The 17091-nt window shown below is 30.1% G+C and carries 16 protein-coding genes and 2 pseudogenes; 14 read left to right on the top strand and 4 right to left on the bottom strand.

Features of this window, described 5'->3' with window-relative positions; translation table 11 throughout:
* Positions 1–44: 44 nt before the first annotated feature.
* Positions 45–773 (top strand): 4-hydroxy-tetrahydrodipicolinate reductase, encoded by a 729-nt coding sequence (gene dapB, locus ACOTU8_RS07925; RefSeq protein ID WP_422342436.1) that lies wholly within the window; start codon positions 45–47, stop codon positions 771–773.
* Positions 774–2111, top strand: coding sequence for an amidophosphoribosyltransferase (gene purF, locus ACOTU8_RS07920; RefSeq protein WP_422342435.1), 1338 nt, complete (start codon positions 774–776; stop codon positions 2109–2111).
* Between the two features lie 2 nt (positions 2112–2113).
* Here purF and fliI read toward each other — a convergent pair whose 3' ends face one another.
* Both fliI and folE read right to left on the bottom strand, forming a co-directional pair.
* Positions 2114–3493 carry a flagellar protein export ATPase FliI gene (fliI, locus tag ACOTU8_RS07915; RefSeq protein WP_422342434.1) on the bottom strand — a complete coding sequence of 460 codons (1380 nt, stop codon included), beginning with the start codon at positions 3491–3493 and terminating at the stop codon, positions 2114–2116.
* The gene (gene folE / locus ACOTU8_RS07910) at positions 3493–4065 is read right to left on the bottom strand and encodes a GTP cyclohydrolase I FolE (RefSeq protein ID WP_422342433.1); all 573 of its coding nucleotides are present in this window, start codon (positions 4063–4065) and stop codon (positions 3493–3495) included. Before folE ends, fliI begins: the two co-directional genes overlap by 1 nt.
* 142 nt (positions 4066–4207) lie before the next feature.
* Here folE and tig point away from each other — a divergent pair, with 142 nt between their 5' ends.
* From tig to ACOTU8_RS07860, 10 genes are all read left to right on the top strand, one after another.
* Complete coding sequence (gene tig / locus ACOTU8_RS07905; RefSeq protein ID WP_422342432.1) at positions 4208–5533, top strand: trigger factor; 1326 nt, start codon at positions 4208–4210, stop codon at positions 5531–5533.
* A complete protein-coding gene (gene clpP / locus ACOTU8_RS07900; RefSeq protein ID WP_002806309.1) occupies positions 5533–6117 on the top strand; it encodes an ATP-dependent Clp endopeptidase proteolytic subunit ClpP in 585 nt (194 codons plus the stop codon). Before tig ends, clpP begins: the two co-directional genes overlap by 1 nt.
* A 35-nt stretch (positions 6118–6152) precedes the next feature.
* Positions 6153–6680 carry a peptide deformylase gene (gene def / locus ACOTU8_RS07895; protein WP_002861002.1) on the top strand — a complete coding sequence of 176 codons (528 nt, stop codon included), beginning with the start codon at positions 6153–6155 and terminating at the stop codon, positions 6678–6680.
* Complete coding sequence (locus ACOTU8_RS07890; protein ID WP_422342431.1) at positions 6677–8182, top strand: YifB family Mg chelatase-like AAA ATPase; 1506 nt, start codon at positions 6677–6679, stop codon at positions 8180–8182. The genes def and ACOTU8_RS07890 overlap by 4 nt, the downstream gene beginning before the upstream one ends.
* Before the next feature lies 1 nt (position 8183).
* On the top strand, positions 8184–8882 hold the full coding sequence (locus tag ACOTU8_RS07885; protein WP_422342430.1) for an NYN domain-containing protein: 699 nt from the start codon (positions 8184–8186) through the stop codon (positions 8880–8882).
* Positions 8866–10236, top strand: a complete 1371-nt coding sequence (locus tag ACOTU8_RS07880) for an NAD(P)H-hydrate dehydratase (RefSeq protein ID WP_422342429.1) — start codon at positions 8866–8868, stop codon at positions 10234–10236. Before ACOTU8_RS07885 ends, ACOTU8_RS07880 begins: the two co-directional genes overlap by 17 nt.
* On the top strand, positions 10227–10793 hold the full coding sequence (gene purN / locus ACOTU8_RS07875) for a phosphoribosylglycinamide formyltransferase (protein WP_422342428.1): 567 nt from the start codon (positions 10227–10229) through the stop codon (positions 10791–10793). Before ACOTU8_RS07880 ends, purN begins: the two co-directional genes overlap by 10 nt.
* 71 nt (positions 10794–10864) lie before the next feature.
* Positions 10865–11584 carry a TerC family protein gene (locus ACOTU8_RS07870; RefSeq protein ID WP_422342427.1) on the top strand — a complete coding sequence of 240 codons (720 nt, stop codon included), beginning with the start codon at positions 10865–10867 and terminating at the stop codon, positions 11582–11584.
* Entirely contained in the window at positions 11577–11786 is a 210-nt protein-coding gene (locus ACOTU8_RS07865; RefSeq protein WP_422342426.1) for an alkylphosphonate utilization protein, read from the top strand. The genes ACOTU8_RS07870 and ACOTU8_RS07865 overlap by 8 nt, the downstream gene beginning before the upstream one ends.
* 9 nt (positions 11787–11795) lie before the next feature.
* Entirely contained in the window at positions 11796–12980 is a 1185-nt protein-coding gene (locus tag ACOTU8_RS07860; RefSeq protein ID WP_422342425.1) for a metallophosphoesterase, read from the top strand.
* Between the two features lie 12 nt (positions 12981–12992).
* Here the strand turns inward: ACOTU8_RS07860 and ACOTU8_RS07855 are convergent, their stop codons facing one another.
* Together ACOTU8_RS07855 and ACOTU8_RS07850 are read right to left on the bottom strand one after the other, a co-directional pair.
* Complete coding sequence (locus ACOTU8_RS07855) at positions 12993–14351, bottom strand: hemolysin family protein (protein ID WP_422342424.1); 1359 nt, start codon at positions 14349–14351, stop codon at positions 12993–12995.
* Positions 14352–14451: 100 nt separating this feature from the next.
* Entirely contained in the window at positions 14452–15651 is a 1200-nt protein-coding gene (locus tag ACOTU8_RS07850; RefSeq protein WP_422342423.1) for a putative transporter, read from the bottom strand.
* 186 nt (positions 15652–15837) lie between these two features.
* Here ACOTU8_RS07850 and ACOTU8_RS07845 point away from each other — a divergent pair.
* Together ACOTU8_RS07845 and cfbpA are read left to right on the top strand one after the other, a co-directional pair.
* Positions 15838–15965 (top strand): annotated as a pseudogene (locus ACOTU8_RS07845) (hypothetical protein).
* Between the two features lie 21 nt (positions 15966–15986).
* A pseudogene (gene cfbpA / locus ACOTU8_RS07840) lies at positions 15987–16947 on the top strand (Fe(3+) ABC transporter substrate-binding protein).
* Positions 16948–17091 lie beyond the last annotated feature (144 nt).

The following is a 17091-nucleotide window of genomic DNA, read 5'->3' as shown; positions in this document are numbered from 1 at the left end:
ACAAAATAAATGCTAAAATCAACATTTTATTTTCAAGGAAAAAGATGATTAAAATAGGAATTTATGGCGCTAAAGGACGCATGGGAAAACAGATTGAAGAATGTTTAAAAAGCGAAACACAAGCACGAATTTCGATACTTTATGATAAGGGCGGAAATTTAAAAGAGCTTTTTGAAAAAAGTGATGTGATTATTGATTTTTCTTCTCCAAGTGGAACTCATGAGCTTTTAAATTATGCAAGAACTATGCCTAAACCTTTGGTAATAGGTACAACAGGACTTGATGAAAAAATTTTACATTTGATGCAAAGTGCTAGTGAAGTGATGCCGATTTTTTATGCAACTAATATGTCTTTAGGCGTTGCAGTTTTAAATTATCTTGCTAGCAAGGCGAGTCAAATGTTAAAAAATTTTGATATAGAAATTTTAGAAATGCATCATCGCCATAAAAAAGATGCACCAAGTGGTACAGCTATGACTTTAGCCCAAAGTGTAGCAAAAGCTAGAAATTTAGAACTTGAAAAAGTAAGAGTAAGTGGAAGAGATGGCATTATAGGTGAAAGAAGCAAAGATGAAATTGCTGTGATGAGTTTAAGAGGAGGCGATATAGTAGGACGCCATATGGTAGGTTTTTATGAAGATGGAGAATTTTTAGAACTTAATCATACCGCTACTTCAAGGGCGACTTTTGCTAAAGGTGCGATTAAAATCGCTATTTGGCTTAGTAAGCAAAAAGCAAAAATGTATTCAATCAATGATTTTTTAGGAATTTAAATGTGTGCAGTTGTAGGAGTTATCAATTCAAAAAATGCTAGCACTTATGCGTATTATGCACTTTTTGCTATGCAACATCGTGGTCAAGAAGCAAGCGGCATTAGTGTAAGCAATGGTAAAAATATTAAGACCATTAAAGCCAAAGGTGAAGTAAGTCAAATTTTTAATCCTGATAATCTAAAAACTTTAGAGGGTGAAATCGCTATAGGGCATAATCGCTATTCTACAGCGGGAAATTCAAGCTTAAACGATGCACAACCTATAGCAGCCACTTCAGTTTTAGGTGATATTGCTTTAGCGCATAATGGAAATTTAGTTAATAAAGAAGAAGTAAGATTAAGTTTGATTCAAGATGGGGCTATTTTTCAAACCAATATGGATACAGAAAATGTGATTCATCTTATTGCAAGAAGCAAGCAAAAAAGTCTAAAAGATAGATTTATTGAGAGTTTGAAAGAATGTATAGGGGCTTATTGTTTTGTTTTAGCAAGCAAAGATAAACTTTATGTTGTAAGAGATCCTCATGGGGTACGTCCTTTGTCTTTGGGTCGTTTAAAAGATGGAGGCTATATAGTCGCTAGTGAAACTTGTGCTTTTGATCTTATAGAGGCTGAATTTATTCGTGATGTTAAACCAGGAGAAATGCTGATTTTTACTCAGGGAAATGATAAATTTGAAAGCATAGAACTTTTTTCTCAAACTCCTAGAATTTGTGCTTTTGAATACATTTATTTTGCTAGACCTGATAGCATAGTAGAAGGTAAAAGCGTATATGAAGTGCGTAAAAAAATGGGCGAAGCTTTAGCTAAAAAATTTGCTTATAAAGCAGACTTTGTTGTGCCTGTACCAGATAGTGGAGTAAGTGCGGCCATAGGTTTTGCGCAATATTTACAAATCCCTCTTGAAATGGCAATAGTAAGAAATCATTATGTAGGAAGAACCTTTATAGAACCTACTCAAGAGCTTAGAAATTTAAAAGTAAAATTAAAGCTTAACCCTATGCGTAAGGTTTTAGAAGGCAAAGAAATCGTAGTCATTGATGATAGTTTGGTGCGTGGTACTACTTCTAAAAAAATAATTTCTTTACTTCGTACTGCAGGAGTGAGCAAAATCCATCTTGCCATAGCTTGTCCTGAGATCAAATTTCCTGATACTTATGGCATAGATACTCCAACTTTTGAAGAACTTATCAGCGCAAATAAAAATGCTGAAGAAGTGCGTGAATATGTAGAAGCTGATACGCTAAGTTTTTTAAGCATAGAAGAGCTAACTCAAAGCATAGGCGATGAAAGAAAATATTCTTTAATCAGTTTTGATGGAGATTATTTTATTAAATAATTTTATTTTAAATTAGGATTAGGCAAGGTTGCACTTGCACTTCCTGTATTTATATTTTGGGGTGGAGGAGTATTTGGTGTATCAATTTGACTTAAAAGCTCTAAAGTTTGATTAAATTCAAAGCTTTCTTCAGGGTTTTGTCCTAAGAATTTTTGCATAAATTCTTTTTTAGAAATAGCTTCATCAAGCTCTTTATCACTTCCTTTTTGATAAGCACCGATGCGAAGCAATACTTCATTTTCTTTTAAAAGCGAGTTTAAACGCTTGAATTTTCTTACCCAAAGTTTGTGTTCAGGACTTATAATATCGCTCATTACCCTTGAAGCAGAGTTTTGTATATTAATAGGAGGATAAATTCCAAAGTCTGTTAATTCACGACTTAAAACAATGTGTCCATCTAAGATAGAACGACTTTGATCAGCGATTGGATCGCTCATATCATCTCCATCCACCAAAACGGTAAAAAAGGCTGTTATAGTGCCTTTACCTTCTTCTTTACCCGCTCTTTCCATAAGTTGAGGCAATAGACTTAAAACACTTGGTGGATAACCCTTTGTTGTAGGAGGCTCTCCTAATGCTAATCCAATTTCTCTTTGCGCCATAGCAAAACGCGTTACACTATCCATGATAAAAAGTACATCTTTGCCTTGTTCTTTAAAATATTCTGCCACACTCATTGCGCAAAAAGCGCCGTATTTGCGCATCAAAGCACTATCATCACTTGTAGCAACGATAAGCACTGTATCATCGAGCTTTCCACCTAAATTTTTTTGTATAAATTCAGGAATTTCACGCCCCCTTTCTCCTATGAGTGCAACAACTTTAATAGGAGCTTTGGAATTTTTAACTATCATACCCATAAGAGTGGATTTTCCTACCCCACTTCCTGCAAAAATACCAAGTTTTTGCCCTACACCACAAGTTAAAAGTGCGTCTATGGTTTTAACCCCTACAGGAAAAACTTCTTCTATAAGCCCTCTTTTCATCGCATCAATAGGTGCACGCATTATAGGCATGTATTTACTTACTTCTATAGCTCCTTTACCATCTTTTGGACGCATAAAAGGATCTACTACCCTGCCTAAAAGTTCATCGCTAACGCCTATTTGCATACCTGCATCACTTATGAAAGCACGATCGCCTATTTTAAAACCTTCTATAAAAGAAAATGGGCTTAAATAGCTAAATTGTTCTTTAATTTCTACGACCATAGCTAGAGTGTTTAAATTTTCATTTTCATTGGAAACTAACTTCACTATATCTCCAACCCCTGTTTTAAGCCCACGAATTTCTATACTTGTAGCAGAAATTTTTGTAATCTCTCCAAAAATAGCACTTAAATTTTCTTTGCCAAGTTTGGAGCGTAGTTTTTCAAGATTCATTAAAATCTTACCTGTTTAGCAGAATTAATAAGAGAAAAAAATTCTTCTCTAGTTTTTTCATTTTTCAAGAAAATTCCACGCAAAGCTGAAGTTGTGGTAGTAGAATTTGCTTTTTGAACTCCACGCATTTCAACGCACATATGTCTTGCTTCTATGACTACACCTACGCCTTTTGCATTGACATTTTCCATTAAAGCTTGTGCGATTTGTTCAGTAAGTTGCTCTTGGATTTGAAGTCTTCTTGCGAATACTTCTACAAGGCGTGGAATTTTACTTAAACCCACCACTTTCTTATTAGGAATATAAGCTACATGAGCACGTCCAAAAAAAGGTAAAAGATGATGTTCACAAAGACTATAAAATTCTATATCACGCACCAAAACCATTTCATTATTAGAGCTTTCAAATAAAGCATCATTTAAAATGTCTTTGACATTTTGCGTATAACCACTAGTAAGAAATTCATAAGCTTTAAAAACACGATTTGGTGTTTTAATCAGTCCTTCACGATTTGGATTTTCTCCTATAATTTCAAGCATGGTTTTAACACAATCTTCAAATTTTTTTTGCAAATTTTTCTCCAAAAATATTTTTATATTTTAATGATAATGTAATATTGCAATTTTATCATAAATTACTTTAAAATTTTATGCAAGTAATAAGGAAAAATTTGCTATCATTGAAAGCAAATTTTATTTTATAAGGAAAAAAACTATGGAAGTAAAGGCAAAGCAACTAGATTCTGTTAATGCGACTGCTAGTGTAAAAATTCCTTCGGGAATGATCAAAAGTGAAGTAGAAAATTTAGCAAAAAAAGCTTCTAAAAGTGTAAAAATGGATGGGTTTAGACCAGGAAAAGTTCCTGTAAGTGCTGTACTTAAAAGATATGAAAGAGAACTCACTCAAGATGCAGAACAAAATCTTTTTAAATCCGCTGTAAATAGTGCTTTACAAGAACTTAAAAAAGAAAGTAAAGAGCTTGTAGGTGAGCCATATTTTGAAAAATTTGATCGTAAAGATGGAGAAATTATTGCTGAGTTAATACTTTCTTTTAAACCTGAAATTAAACTTGATGGTTATGAAAAACTCATCCCTGAATACCAAACTCCAAAAGTAAGCAAAAAAGAAATTGATGAGAAAAAAGATGAACTTTTAAAGCGTTTTGCTACTCCTGAAGCTATAAAAACAAAAAGAGCTTTAAAAGAAGGTGATTTTGCAAAATTTGATTTTGAAGGTTTTGTGGACGATAAAGCTTTTGAAGGTGGTAAGGCTGAAAATTATGTTTTAGAAATTGGTTCTAAGCAATTTATTCCAGGTTTTGAAGATGGTATGGTGGGAATGAAAATAGGTGAAGAAAAAGATATTAAAGTAACCTTCCCTAAAGAATATGGTGCAGCGCACTTAGCGGGTAAAGATGCCGTATTTAAAGTAAAACTACATGAAATTCAAGAGCTTAAAATTCCAGAACTTGACGATGAAATGCTTAAAAAACTTTTACCAGGAGAAGAAAAAGCTAGTGTTGAAGTTTTAGATGAAAAATTAAAAGAGCAAATTAAAAATGAAAAACTTTTCAAACTTGTAAATGATGAATTAAAAGGCAAATTTGCAGATGCCTTAATTGAAAAATATAATTTTGATTTACCTAAAGGCATAGTAGAACAAGAAACTGATATGCAAATGCGTGCAGCTTTTAATACTTTTAGTGAAAAAGAAATTGAAGAGCTTAAAGCAAGTAAAGAAAAATATCAAGAAAAACGTGATTCTTTTAAAAAAGAAGCACAAAAAAGCGTAAAACTTACCTTTATTATCGATGAGCTTGCAAAATTGCGTAAGATTGAAGTAAATGATCAAGAATTGATTCAAGCAATTTATTTTGAAGCATATCGCTATGGTATGAATCCAAAAGAGCATTTAGAAAACTATAAAAAACAAGGAGCTTTGCCTGCTGTGAAAATGGCTTTAATTGAAGAAAAACTTTTTAATGATATTTTTATGCCAAAAGCGGAAAAAGCGAGCAAAAAAGAGAAAGAAGATAAATAATGTTTATTCCTTATGTTATTGAAAAATCTAGTCGTGGTGAAAGAAGTTATGATATTTATTCGCGTCTTTTAAAAGATAGGATTATTATGTTAAGTGGCGAAATTCATGATGAACTTGCTGCTTCTATCGTGGCGCAACTTCTTTTTTTAGAAGCTGAAGATCCTACAAAAGATATTTATCTTTATATCAATTCTCCAGGTGGTGTAATTACAAGTGGTTTTAGTATTTATGATACTATGAACTATATCAAACCTGATGTTTGTACGATTTGTATAGGACAAGCTGCTTCTATGGGAGCATTTTTGCTTAGTTGTGGTGCAGAAGGAAAGCGTTTTGCTTTGCCTAATTCACGCATTATGATTCATCAACCTTTAGGTGGAGCTAGAGGTCAAGCCACAGATATTGAAATTCAAGCCAAAGAAATTTTAAGACTTAAAACTATACTTAATGATATTTTGGCAAAAAATACTAAGCAAAAAGTTGCAAAAATAGCAAAAGATACAGAAAGAGATTTTTTCATGTCAGCACAAGAAGCTAAAGAATATGGGCTGATTGATAAGGTTTTGGAAAAAAGTTTTAAATGATTTCTTTAGAGATCATTTAAAATAAAGGTTTTTTAATGGTTAGAAAAATCATCACTTATCCTAATCCTAGACTTTTTTTAAACTCTGAAATTGTAAATAAATTTGATACAGAACTTCATACCTTGCTTGATGATATGTATGAAACTATGATAGCAAGTAATGGAGTAGGTTTAGCAGCTATTCAAGTAGATATTCCTTTGCGTGCTTTACTTGTAAATATTTTTGATGAAAATGATGAACAAAAAAAAGAAGATTTGCTAGAGATTATCAATCCTGAAATTATTCCTTTAGATGAAGAAATGATTACTTGCACAGAAGGGTGTTTGAGTGTGCCAGATTTTTTCGAAGAAGTAAAACGCTATAATCATATCTTACTTAAATATCAAGATCGCTTTGGAGAATTTAAAGAACTTGAAGCAAAGGGTTTTTTAGCTGTGGCTATTCAACACGAAAATGATCATTTAAACGGACATTTATTTATAGAAAAAATTTCTTTTGCTAAGCGTCAAAAATTCGATAAAGAATTTAAGAAAAAGAAGAAAAATCATAAAAAAGAGAAATGAAAAAACTAAAGTGCATAAGCTTTCATGAAGGCTTAGACATTATAGAAGTAGAATCCACTTTTACAAGAGGTTTGCCAAACTTAAGCATAGTAGGGCTTGCAAGTGTAGCGATTAAAGAAAGTGTCGAACGCATCAAAGCCACACTTTTAAGTTGTGATTTTGCTTTTCCTGCTAAAAAAATTACTATCAATCTTAGTCCTTCAGGCATCCCAAAAAAGGGATCGCATTTTGATTTGGCTATTGCTTTATTAATCCTTTTGCAAAATGAAGAATTAGATGACTTTTTTGTAGTAGGAGAATTAGGACTTGATGGAAGCATTAAAAGCACTAATGAGCTTTTTTCTTTGCTTTTGTTTCTTTCTGCTAAAATTGAAAAAGCTAAAATCGTTGTTCCAAAAAGTATAGCACAAAAAGCTTCTATGATACCAAATTTAGAGGTTTATGGACTTGAAAATTTAAATGAAGCAATAGAGTTTTTTAAAGAAAAAAATTATGAAAATTTTCGCTTCTCGCGCAATCATCCTTTATTTACCAATCCCTTACAAATAGAAAATGAAATTTTTTTACAAAATATGGATTTTAAACTTGATTTTAAAGATATTAAAGGACAAGAAAAAGCCAAAAGAGCTTGTATGATAGCTGCTTTAGGTATGCATAATATCTTATTTGAAGGAAGTCCAGGAAGTGGTAAAAGTATGTGTGCTAAACGCCTTGTTTATATCATGCCTCCTCAAAGTTTAAGTGAAATTTTAATGCAAAATGCTTATATGTCTTTAAATTCAAAAGATTGTGAATTTACTAAAATTCGTGCTTTTCGTCATCCTCATCATACTTCTACAAGAGCAAGTATTTTTGGCGGAGGAATAAAAAATGCTAGAATTGGAGAAGTAGCACTTGCAAATGGTGGAGTATTGTTTTTTGATGAATTTCCACATTTTAATAAGCAAATCATAGAAAGTTTAAGAGAGCCTTTAGAGGATCATAAAATTCATATTTCAAGAGTAAATTCTAAAATCACTTATGAAACAAAATTTAGCTTTATAGCTGCTCAAAATCCTTGTCCTTGCGGAAATTTATTTTCTAAAAACCTTTCTTGCACTTGCAGTGAAAATGAGATTAAAAAATACAAAAATCACATTTCAGCTCCTATTATGGATAGGATTGATCTTTATGTAGCTATGGATGAGATCAACAAGGATGATAAATCAAGCATAAGTTCTAAAGAAATGAGTGAAAAAATTTTACAAGCTTTTATTTTTGGTAAAAAACGGGGGCAAAAAGAATTTAACGGTAAATTAAAAGATGAAGATTTGAGTCGTTTTTGTGTATTGGAAAAAGATGCTAAAGATACACTAGATTTAGCAATTTCACGTTATAATCTTTCTTTGCGATCACTCAATAAAATTTTAAAAGTTTCAAGAAGTATAGCGGATTTAGAACAAAGTCTTAATATTAACAAAACCCATATTTTAGAAGCTTTAAGCTTTAGGGCAAGGAATTAAAATGGAAAATAAAAGTATAGCTATCTTTATAGATGCAGAAAATATCCCAGCAAAATATGCTAAAAGTATTTTTGATATCGCTTCAGATTATGGAGAAGTTATCATTAAACGCATTTATGGAGATTGGACTCAAAAAAATATACAAGGTTGGAGAGAGCAAATTGCTGAATATTCTTTAATTGCTATGCAACAATTTAATTTTGTAGCCAATAAAAACTCAAGCGATATGTATTTAATCACTGAAATCATGTCCATATTTTATGAAAAAAACATAGACATTTTTGTTATTGTTTCAAGCGATAGTGATTATACTTCACTCATACAAAAATTAAGAGAAAATAAAAAACAAGTTATAGGAATGGGGCTTGAAAAATCTATAAAATCCTATGTAAATGCCTTTAGCGAATTTTTTTATTTAGATAAAAATGAAAACAAAAAAGAAGATATTTTAAGTAAGGATTATTTAAGAGCTTTAATCAATATCACCGAACAGCTCATCGATGAAAAAGGACGTGCCGAATACGCACAAATCCGCACTAATATGAACCGCAAATACTCAGATTTTCATCCGCAAAATTATGGTTTTAAGAATTTTCGTGCTTTGATCCAGAAATTTTTACCTAAAATGAAAAAATTTGAAGAAGAAAGAGAAAAAAATATATATTTTTTAGTAAAAAAAGACTATGAAAGCTATTATTGATAATATAAAAATTTTAGAACAAAATGCTATAAATAAAGGCTTAGATGAGCTTATTTTAATGGAAAATGCGGGATTAAATTTAGCTAAGCTGATTAAAAAAGAAGCTAAAAAAATCCGCATTCAACGTAAGATTAAAAAAGTAAAAATACTTTTTTTATTAGGCGGGGGCAACAACGCTTCAGATGGCTTAGTGGCTTTAAGAAATTTAAAACACGCTAAAGCTTATAAAATAGGATTTAAAGAAAATACGCTTTTTAAAAAACAAGAGCAAATTTTACAAAATTATGCTTTTAAATTTTGTAAAAAAGAACCTGATTTTAAAGATTTTCATATTATAGTTGATTGCATCTTAGGTACAGGTATAAACCGTGGAGTAGATGAAAAAATAAAGCAAATTTTAAAAAAAGTAAATAAAAGCAAGGCTTTAAAAATAGCTTATGATATACCTACAAATTTGGGATTTTATCCTTGTTTTAAAGCTGATATTACCCTTTGTATGGGAGCGTTAAAGGAAATTTTACTTGAGGATTTTGCTAAGGAATTTGCAGGAAGGATTAAAATAGCAAATTTAGGCATTAGCTCTAAGAAATTTCATCATAATTCTCAAGCTTTTTTACTTGAAAAAAAAGATTTAAAAACTATAGATAGAAAAATCAACGCCAATAAAGGAAATTTTGGCCATATTTACATAGTTGCCAATGCAAGTGCTGGAACTTTAGCAGGACTTGCAGCCTTAAATTTTGGAGCAGGTCTTGTTTCTTTAGTGGCACAAAAAAGTTTCTCGCCTCTTTTGATGTTAAAAGAAAAAATTGAAAATAATGCAAGTGCTATTGCTTTAGGTATGGGACTTGAAAATTTGGATTTTCTAAAAGATGAAATTTTGCAAAACACTCCTTTAATCTTGGATGCAAATTGCTTTTTAAGTGAAGCTTTGCTTTGGTATTTAAACAGAAAAGATGTTGTTATAACCCCTCATCCAAAAGAATTTATAAGACTTTATAAAATGTGCTTTGATGAGGATTTAGATATAGAAACATTGCAAAAAAATCGCTTTTTCTATGCTAGAAAATTTTCGCAAAATTATGATTGTGTTCTTGTTTTAAAAGGAGCAAATCCTATTATTGTGCAAAAAGAAAAATTATTTGTTGTAAATTTAGGAAATCAAGCCTTAGCTAAAGGTGGGAGTGGCGATGTTTTAAGCGGTATGATTGCTGCGCATTTAGGCTTTGGTTTTAATGCTTTAGAATCAGCAAAAAATGCTACTTTAGCTCATGGACTTGTTGCAAAAAAGTATAAATTTAATAAAAATAGTTTTGATGCTTTAAAACTTATCAAAGGATTAAAATGCTTATAAAATTAGCTGTACTCTTTAGTGGAAATGGAAGTAATTTAGAAAATATTTTAGAAAAACTTCATAAAAAAACTATAGGGATAAATACCTATGAAGTAGTACTTTGCCTTTGCAATAAAAAAGATGCTTTTGGTATACAAAGAGCAAAAAAATTTGGTCTTGATACTGTAATTGTTGATCATAAGGCTTATAGTACTCGTGAAGAATTTGATACGATTTTAGTGCAAAAAATCAAAGAAAGTGGAGCTAATCTTACTGTATTAGCAGGTTTTATGAGAATTTTAAGTCCTATTTTTACAAAAAATATTAAAGCAATTAACCTTCATCCTTCTTTGTTACCACTTTTTAAAGGAGCACATGCAATTAAAGAAAGTTATGAAAGCGATATGAAAGTGGCTGGTGTGAGTGTGCATTGGGTCAGTGAAGAACTTGATGGTGGAATGATTATAGCTCAAAAAGCTTTTGAGAAAAGAAATTTAAGTTTTGAAGAATTTGAAGAAAAAATTCATAGCCTAGAACATGAAATTTTACCCTTAAGTGTGATTGAAATTTTTTCTTAAAAAATTAAAGGTATTTGCTTTAAAACTATAAAATATCGCTTTTAAAAATTTTAAAATTTTCAAGGAAATTTATGTTTGAATGGATATTTAGTATTGATGCTTGGATTACTTTAGCTACTTTAAGTGCTCTTGAAATTGTACTAGGGATAGATAATATCATTTTTTTAGCTATTTTGGTAAGCAAACTACCCCCTGAACATCGTGATAAAGGACGCATTTTAGGTTTAGCTTTTGCAATGATTACAAGAATTTTACTTCTTTTATCTCTTTTTTGGGTGATGAAACTTGTAACACCTTTGTTTAGTGTATTGGGCAATGAAATTTCAGGAAGAGATCTAGTTCTTTTATTAGGTGGGCTTTTCTTGATTGTAAAGTCTATTAAAGAAATTAAAGAGCAAATTTCTCATCAAGAAGAAAGTGAGAGTCATTTTAAAGCAAGTAATAAGCTTTGGATAGTTGTAGCTGAAATTGCTGTGATTGATATAGTGTTTTCACTTGATAGCGTTATTACTGCAGTAGGAATTGCTCAAGATGTAACCATCATGATTATCGCTGTTATTATTGCAGTAGCTGTGATGCTTTTTGCTTCTAAACCTATAGCAGATTTTGTTGAAAAACATCCAAGCATTAAAATTTTAGCCTTAGCTTTTTTGGTACTAATAGGCGTAGTTTTAGTTGCTGAAAGTTTTAATATTCATATTGATAAAGCATATATTTATACTGCTATGGCTTTTGCTTTAGTAGTTCAAATTTTAAATATTTTAGATCAAAGAAAGGAAAAAAATGGCTAAAGACGCTAATGGAGCAGAACTTAACACAGGTGATAGCGTGAGTGTAATAAAAGATCTTAAGGTTAAAGGAATAAGCACAACTTTAAAACGTGGAACTACTATAAAAAATATTAAGCTCACTTCTAAAGAAAATGAAATTGAGGCTAGAGTAGATAAATTTGGCGTTATTGTTTTAAAAACTGAATTTTTAAAGAAAATCTAGGCAAAGAATGTGCGAATCTTACTTGTTTTAAGAGGGAATTATTACGCAGGACAAAAAGAATTTATCAAAAATAATAAACTTCAAAATTATACACTTGATTTAAATGCTTTGCGTCTTTTATCAGGAAACGTTAAAAATATAGTCAGTGAATATAAAATTTTAAATGTTAAAAATGATGAAGATTTGAGTAAAATTTTACTCAAACTTCTAGAAATGCGTATGCAAAAAGGTGAGTTTTGCATCATAAACACTTACAATGAAACATTAAAAATTTACAAAGACTTAGCTAAACAATATCGCTATAAAATGTATGTTATTGTTTTTGATAGCTCTTTAAGACAATGTCAAGAAAAAAATCTTTTAGAAGCTAAAAAAAATGGATATATCATCCCTTATGCTCTTTTAGAAAAAACTCAAGATTTACTCAAAAAAAATCTAAAAAAATACCCAATTTTAGACTCAAATGACTGGAAAAAATGTCTTTACCAAATGCCAAATTTAAGCAAATACAAAAAAATTCATCATATAGGAGATTTACAAGGTTGTTATAGTGTTTTAAAAGAATACATTAAAACAATCAAAGAAGATGAATTTTATATATTTTTAGGAGATTATATCAATAGAGGTATAGAAAATGGCAAAGTAATAAAATTTCTTTTAAAAATTTGCGAAAAAGAAAATGTATGCTTATTAGAAGGAAATCACGAAAGACATCTTATAAAATGGGCTAATGGAGAATTGTCAAATTCCAAAGAATTTAATGAAAATACTTTAAAGGATTTTAGAAAAGAAAAACTTACTCCAAGAGATGCTAGAAAACTCTATCCTCATCTAAAAGAATGTTTATACTACAAATTCCAAAATAAATTCATATTTTGTTCACATGGAGGAGTAAATTTTATACCCTCCAAACCTGAAAAAATAAGTTTTATACCAAGCCATGATTTTATTTATGGTGTGGGTGGATATGAAGACAGTCAAAAAGTAGCAAATCAATTTTGTAATTTCACCTCAGACAATCTTTATCAAATCTTTGGACACAGAAATAAAGAAAAACTTCCTATGAAAATAGCCAAAAGAGTATTTTTATGCGAGGGTAAAATAGATGATGGTGGATATTTACGCGTAGTTACACTAGATAAAAAAGGTTTTGAGTGTATTGAAATTAAAAACCAAATTTACAAAAAGAAATAAGCCTAAAGAGGCTTATTCTTCATCTTTATTTGTTTTTTTAACCACCTTAACACGCTCTATAGAATTCCCGTCCATTTTTTTAACTTCATAGTAACAAAGTTCATCTTCAATGCGATCTCCTACCATAGGCAAGCGTCCTAAAAGATTAAATACATATCCACCTATAGTAACTTGTTCTAAATCCTCATCATAGTTTATTACAAGCATTTCTTCAACAGTTTCTATATCACAGCGTCCTTGAAATTCATAGATATTTTCAGCAAGCTTTTTATAGCTGTCTTCTTCATGCTCACTTTTAATTTCACCAATAATTTCTTCCATGATATCTTCCATAGTTAAAATTCCAGCAGTTCCACCATACTCATCAACCACTAATGCAGTATGAGAGCGTTCTTTATTCATCATTACAAGTACTTTTGAAATACTAATATTTTCAGGAACCAAAATCAAAGGTTTAACAAAAGTATCTAAATTTTGACTTTTATGGTTTAATTCATTTTGTATTATATCTCGTATGTGTATTACCCCTAAAATAGTATCCTTAGAACCATCAATATAAGGAAAGCGAGTATGTTTATGTTCACAAATGATTTGCATATTTTCTTCGTAACTTTTTTGTTTATTTAGACAAATCATATCTTTTCTAGGAGTCATAATCTCTTTAGCAACAGTATCTGAAAAATCAACAGCATTGCGTATGATCTCTGTTTCAAATTCATCTAAAACTCCACCTTTTTGACTCTCACTTGCTATGATTTTAATTTCTTCTTCGCTATGAGTTAGCTCGCTTTCTTTAGCAGGTTTTATTCCAAAAAGTTTCAAACTTATAGCTGCTAAAAAATCGAAAATTTTAATACAAGGTAAAAAGAGCATCCAAAACCAATGAAGAGGTCTAGCTATAAATAAAACCGCTTTATCTGCAACTGCAATAGCTATACTTTTTGGCACAAGTTCTCCTAGAACCACATGTAAAAGAGTAATAATACTAAAAGCAATAATGAAAGCTATAGTATGGATAATAACAGTGCTAAAACCAAGATTAATAAGCGGAATTTCTAGCATTTTTGCAATAGCAGGCTCACCTATCCAACCAAGAGCTAGAGAACTTAAAGTAATTCCTAATTGACAAGCACTAAGATAAGTATCAAGTCTTGAAGTAACCTCCAAAGCTTTCTTAGCACCAGCTTTTTTTTCTTTTACCATTTCTTCAAGCTTGGAACGACGTACTTTAACAATACTAAATTCAGACAAAACAAAAAAACCATTTAAAAACACTAGAGCAAGTGCAACAACAACCATAAGTATAGAATATCCTGCATCAAAAGATGCTGTAGAAGTTTGGTTTAAATCCAAAACCTGACTGGGGTCCAATGAAGCTCCTTAAGAAATAAAATAATTATTAAACCTTATTATACACAATTAAAAGTAAATTTAATATTTGAATTTCTTCTTGTATTTTATAAGATAAAAACTAAGACTTATAAGAAATATTTTTCTCAAATTCTTTTAAACGCTTATATATACTTCTAAGTTGAGTGATAGTTGTCCAGTTTGTGATAAAAACACTAAAAGAGCTTCGCACTTGATCAAAAGCATTGTTAATCTGCATTACAATACCAAGTCCTATAGCTCCAGCAAAAAGCCCTGGTGCCATGATTAAAAATGGCACTATAACTATCATTTGCTCAAATAAAATAAGCCAAATATTAAAATATCCATAATGTAAAAAAAGTCTTTTATAGTTAAATTTAAGCCCCGTAAAAAGCTCTATCATAGTCTCATTTTTAGCGTATTCTTTGCGATTATCCTCAGCATAAACAAGCTCTTTTCTAAAAGCTGCTTCAGCTTTTTGATTGTTATATTCAAGTCCAGGAAGCTTAATACCTACAAACCATGACACAACCAAACCTCCTAAAGAAATCAAAAGTGCAATATAAACAAGCAAACCATCAATGTTTTTTAAAAAATAAAAAGAAGAATTTTCACTTAAATTTGCAAATAAAGCTTTACTCACAACATCACTTAAACTCCATAAAATCGGAATAAATGCTACAAGAGTCATCAAAGCTTTTATAAAACTAAGTCCTAAACTCTCTACGATTTTAGAAAAATTATAAGTATCTTCTTGAATTCTTTGCGAACTTCCTTCTATATTATCATCTTTATTTTTCCAAAATTTTAAATAAGAAAAAGTCATAGCCTCACGCCACTTAAAAGCATAGACACTAGCAAAATAGATATTAATCGTAGCGATTAAAACATAAGGAATAGCAATAGCCAAAAAAACTAAAATCAAAGCATAAAAATCATTTGCTGAATAATTCGGCTTTTCAATCATAGCTCTAGAGTTGAAAAAATATTCTAATAAATTTTGATAATAATACAATGCACCTTTATTGATAAAATTAGCTTTTTGGAAATTTTGCTCAGCTCTTTGATTAGCCTCTTGGATTAAAGTGGTATTATTTTCAAAATTAGTTTCTATTTTTTGTGTTAAATTTGAATCTAAAATTTCTATTTTAGGTTTTTGCAAGACATTATAAAAATCACTATACCATGAATTTATAGCAACATTAAGATTTGTTTGAATGAAAAGAAAAAATAAGAGTAAAAAAAGTCCTAAATAAGCCCATAAAGCCCATTTTTTACTTGCAAAAAATGAAGAAAACATGTTACCACCTTTTAAAAGAAAAATTTTAATCAACTTTATTTAATCAAGAGTTTATTAAAAATCATAAATTTATCAACACATGTGTCAAAAATAAACCTCTTTATTCTTAAAAAAAATATAAAGATTACATCATATTTACTTTTTAATGTTGATATTTCTTATCAAAATATCTAAAAAGGAATTAATATCTATGAAAAAATAATTTTATTTTTACTATGTGTTGGCTTTACTTTTACTTGCTCTGAACATTCTCATATCGATTTTAAAGATCTTAATAAAACCGAGTATAATTCTCAATAAAGGATAAGATATAAAAAATCTTTTCTATATTTTTAATGGTTTTTTCATTTTTAGGTGCCAATGAGCTTAATATTTACTCAGCAAGGCATTATGATTCCAATTTTGAAATCATAAAAAATTTGAAGAAAAAACAGGCATTAAGGTTAATCATACTCAAGCTAAAGCTTCAGAACTTATAAAAAGACTTTCTCTTGAGGGAAGTAATTCTCCTACTGATATTTCAAATCTTACAGAAGCTAAAAACTTAGGACTTTTATCTCCTGTTTCATCAAAAATTTTTAGAAGAATTTATACCTGCTCATTTAAGGGATAAAGATAAAGAATGGTTTGCGATCACAAAAAGGGCAAGAATTATTGCTTATAATAAAAATGCAAATATTGATATTAGTAAAATGAAAAATTATGAAGATTTAGCAAAACCTGAATTTAAAGGAGAAATTGTTATGAGAAGTGCCACAGCTCCTTATAGTAAAACTCTTTTGGCATCTATTGTAGCTAATGATGGAAATGAAAAGGCTAAAATATGGGCCAAAGGTTTGCTTGATAATCTTGCAACAAATCCAAAAAGTGGAGATAGAGATCAAGCTAAATAAGTATTTTCAGGTGAGGCTAAATTCGCAGTTATGAATACTTAGTTATATAGGACTTTTAAAGAATTCTAAAAACCCAAAAGATGCAGAAGTAGGTAATTCTTTAGGTATTATTTTCCCTAATCAAGACAATAGAGGAACGCATATTAATATTAGTGGTATTGCTATGACAAAATCAAGTAAAAATCAAGAATCAGCTAAAAAATTTATGGAATTTATGCTAACTCCTGAAATTCAAAAAATTCTTATTGATAGCAATTATGAATTTCCTATAAGAAATGATGTAGAATTAAGTCAAACGGTGAAAGATTTTGGAACTTTCAAAGAGGATCAAATACCTGTGAGTAAAATAGCAGAAAATATTAAAGAGGCTGTTAAAATTTACGATCAAGTCGGTTTTAGATAATACAAAAAAAACTTAAAATACTACAAATTTGGAGCAATTTTACCAAATCTAGCCGTAAAGCCCATAGCTTTAGCTACGGGGATATAAGACTTTAAAAAATTTTAATTTTTTAATATTGAATTATTTAAATGTATTTTGCATAAT

This window comes from Campylobacter jejuni (assembly GCF_049221745.1).
In the GTDB taxonomy this organism is placed as follows: domain Bacteria; phylum Campylobacterota; class Campylobacteria; order Campylobacterales; family Campylobacteraceae; genus Campylobacter_D; species Campylobacter_D jejuni_E.
The sequence above is the reverse complement of the archived record's forward strand: the minus strand, read 5'-3'. Positions and strand labels throughout refer to the sequence as shown.

Coding starts and splice junctions, on each gene's coding strand:
- tig (WP_422342432.1), top strand. CDS start 4,208: ATGGAAGTAAAGGCAAAGCAACTAGATTCTGTTAATGCGACTGCTAGT.
- ACOTU8_RS07870 (WP_422342427.1), top strand. CDS start 10,865: ATGTTTGAATGGATATTTAGTATTGATGCTTGGATTACTTTAGCTACT.
- ACOTU8_RS07865 (WP_422342426.1), top strand. CDS start 11,577: ATGGCTAAAGACGCTAATGGAGCAGAACTTAACACAGGTGATAGCGTG.
- purF (WP_422342435.1), top strand. CDS start 774: ATGTGTGCAGTTGTAGGAGTTATCAATTCAAAAAATGCTAGCACTTAT.
- purN (WP_422342428.1), top strand. CDS start 10,227: ATGCTTATAAAATTAGCTGTACTCTTTAGTGGAAATGGAAGTAATTTA.
- fliI (WP_422342434.1), bottom strand. CDS start 3,493: ATGAATCTTGAAAAACTACGCTCCAAACTTGGCAAAGAAAATTTAAGT.
- def (WP_002861002.1), top strand. CDS start 6,153: ATGGTTAGAAAAATCATCACTTATCCTAATCCTAGACTTTTTTTAAAC.
- ACOTU8_RS07850 (WP_422342423.1), bottom strand. CDS start 15,651: ATGTTTTCTTCATTTTTTGCAAGTAAAAAATGGGCTTTATGGGCTTAT.
- dapB (WP_422342436.1), top strand. CDS start 45: ATGATTAAAATAGGAATTTATGGCGCTAAAGGACGCATGGGAAAACAG.
- ACOTU8_RS07885 (WP_422342430.1), top strand. CDS start 8,184: ATGGAAAATAAAAGTATAGCTATCTTTATAGATGCAGAAAATATCCCA.
- ACOTU8_RS07890 (WP_422342431.1), top strand. CDS start 6,677: ATGAAAAAACTAAAGTGCATAAGCTTTCATGAAGGCTTAGACATTATA.
- ACOTU8_RS07880 (WP_422342429.1), top strand. CDS start 8,866: ATGAAAGCTATTATTGATAATATAAAAATTTTAGAACAAAATGCTATA.
- clpP (WP_002806309.1), top strand. CDS start 5,533: ATGTTTATTCCTTATGTTATTGAAAAATCTAGTCGTGGTGAAAGAAGT.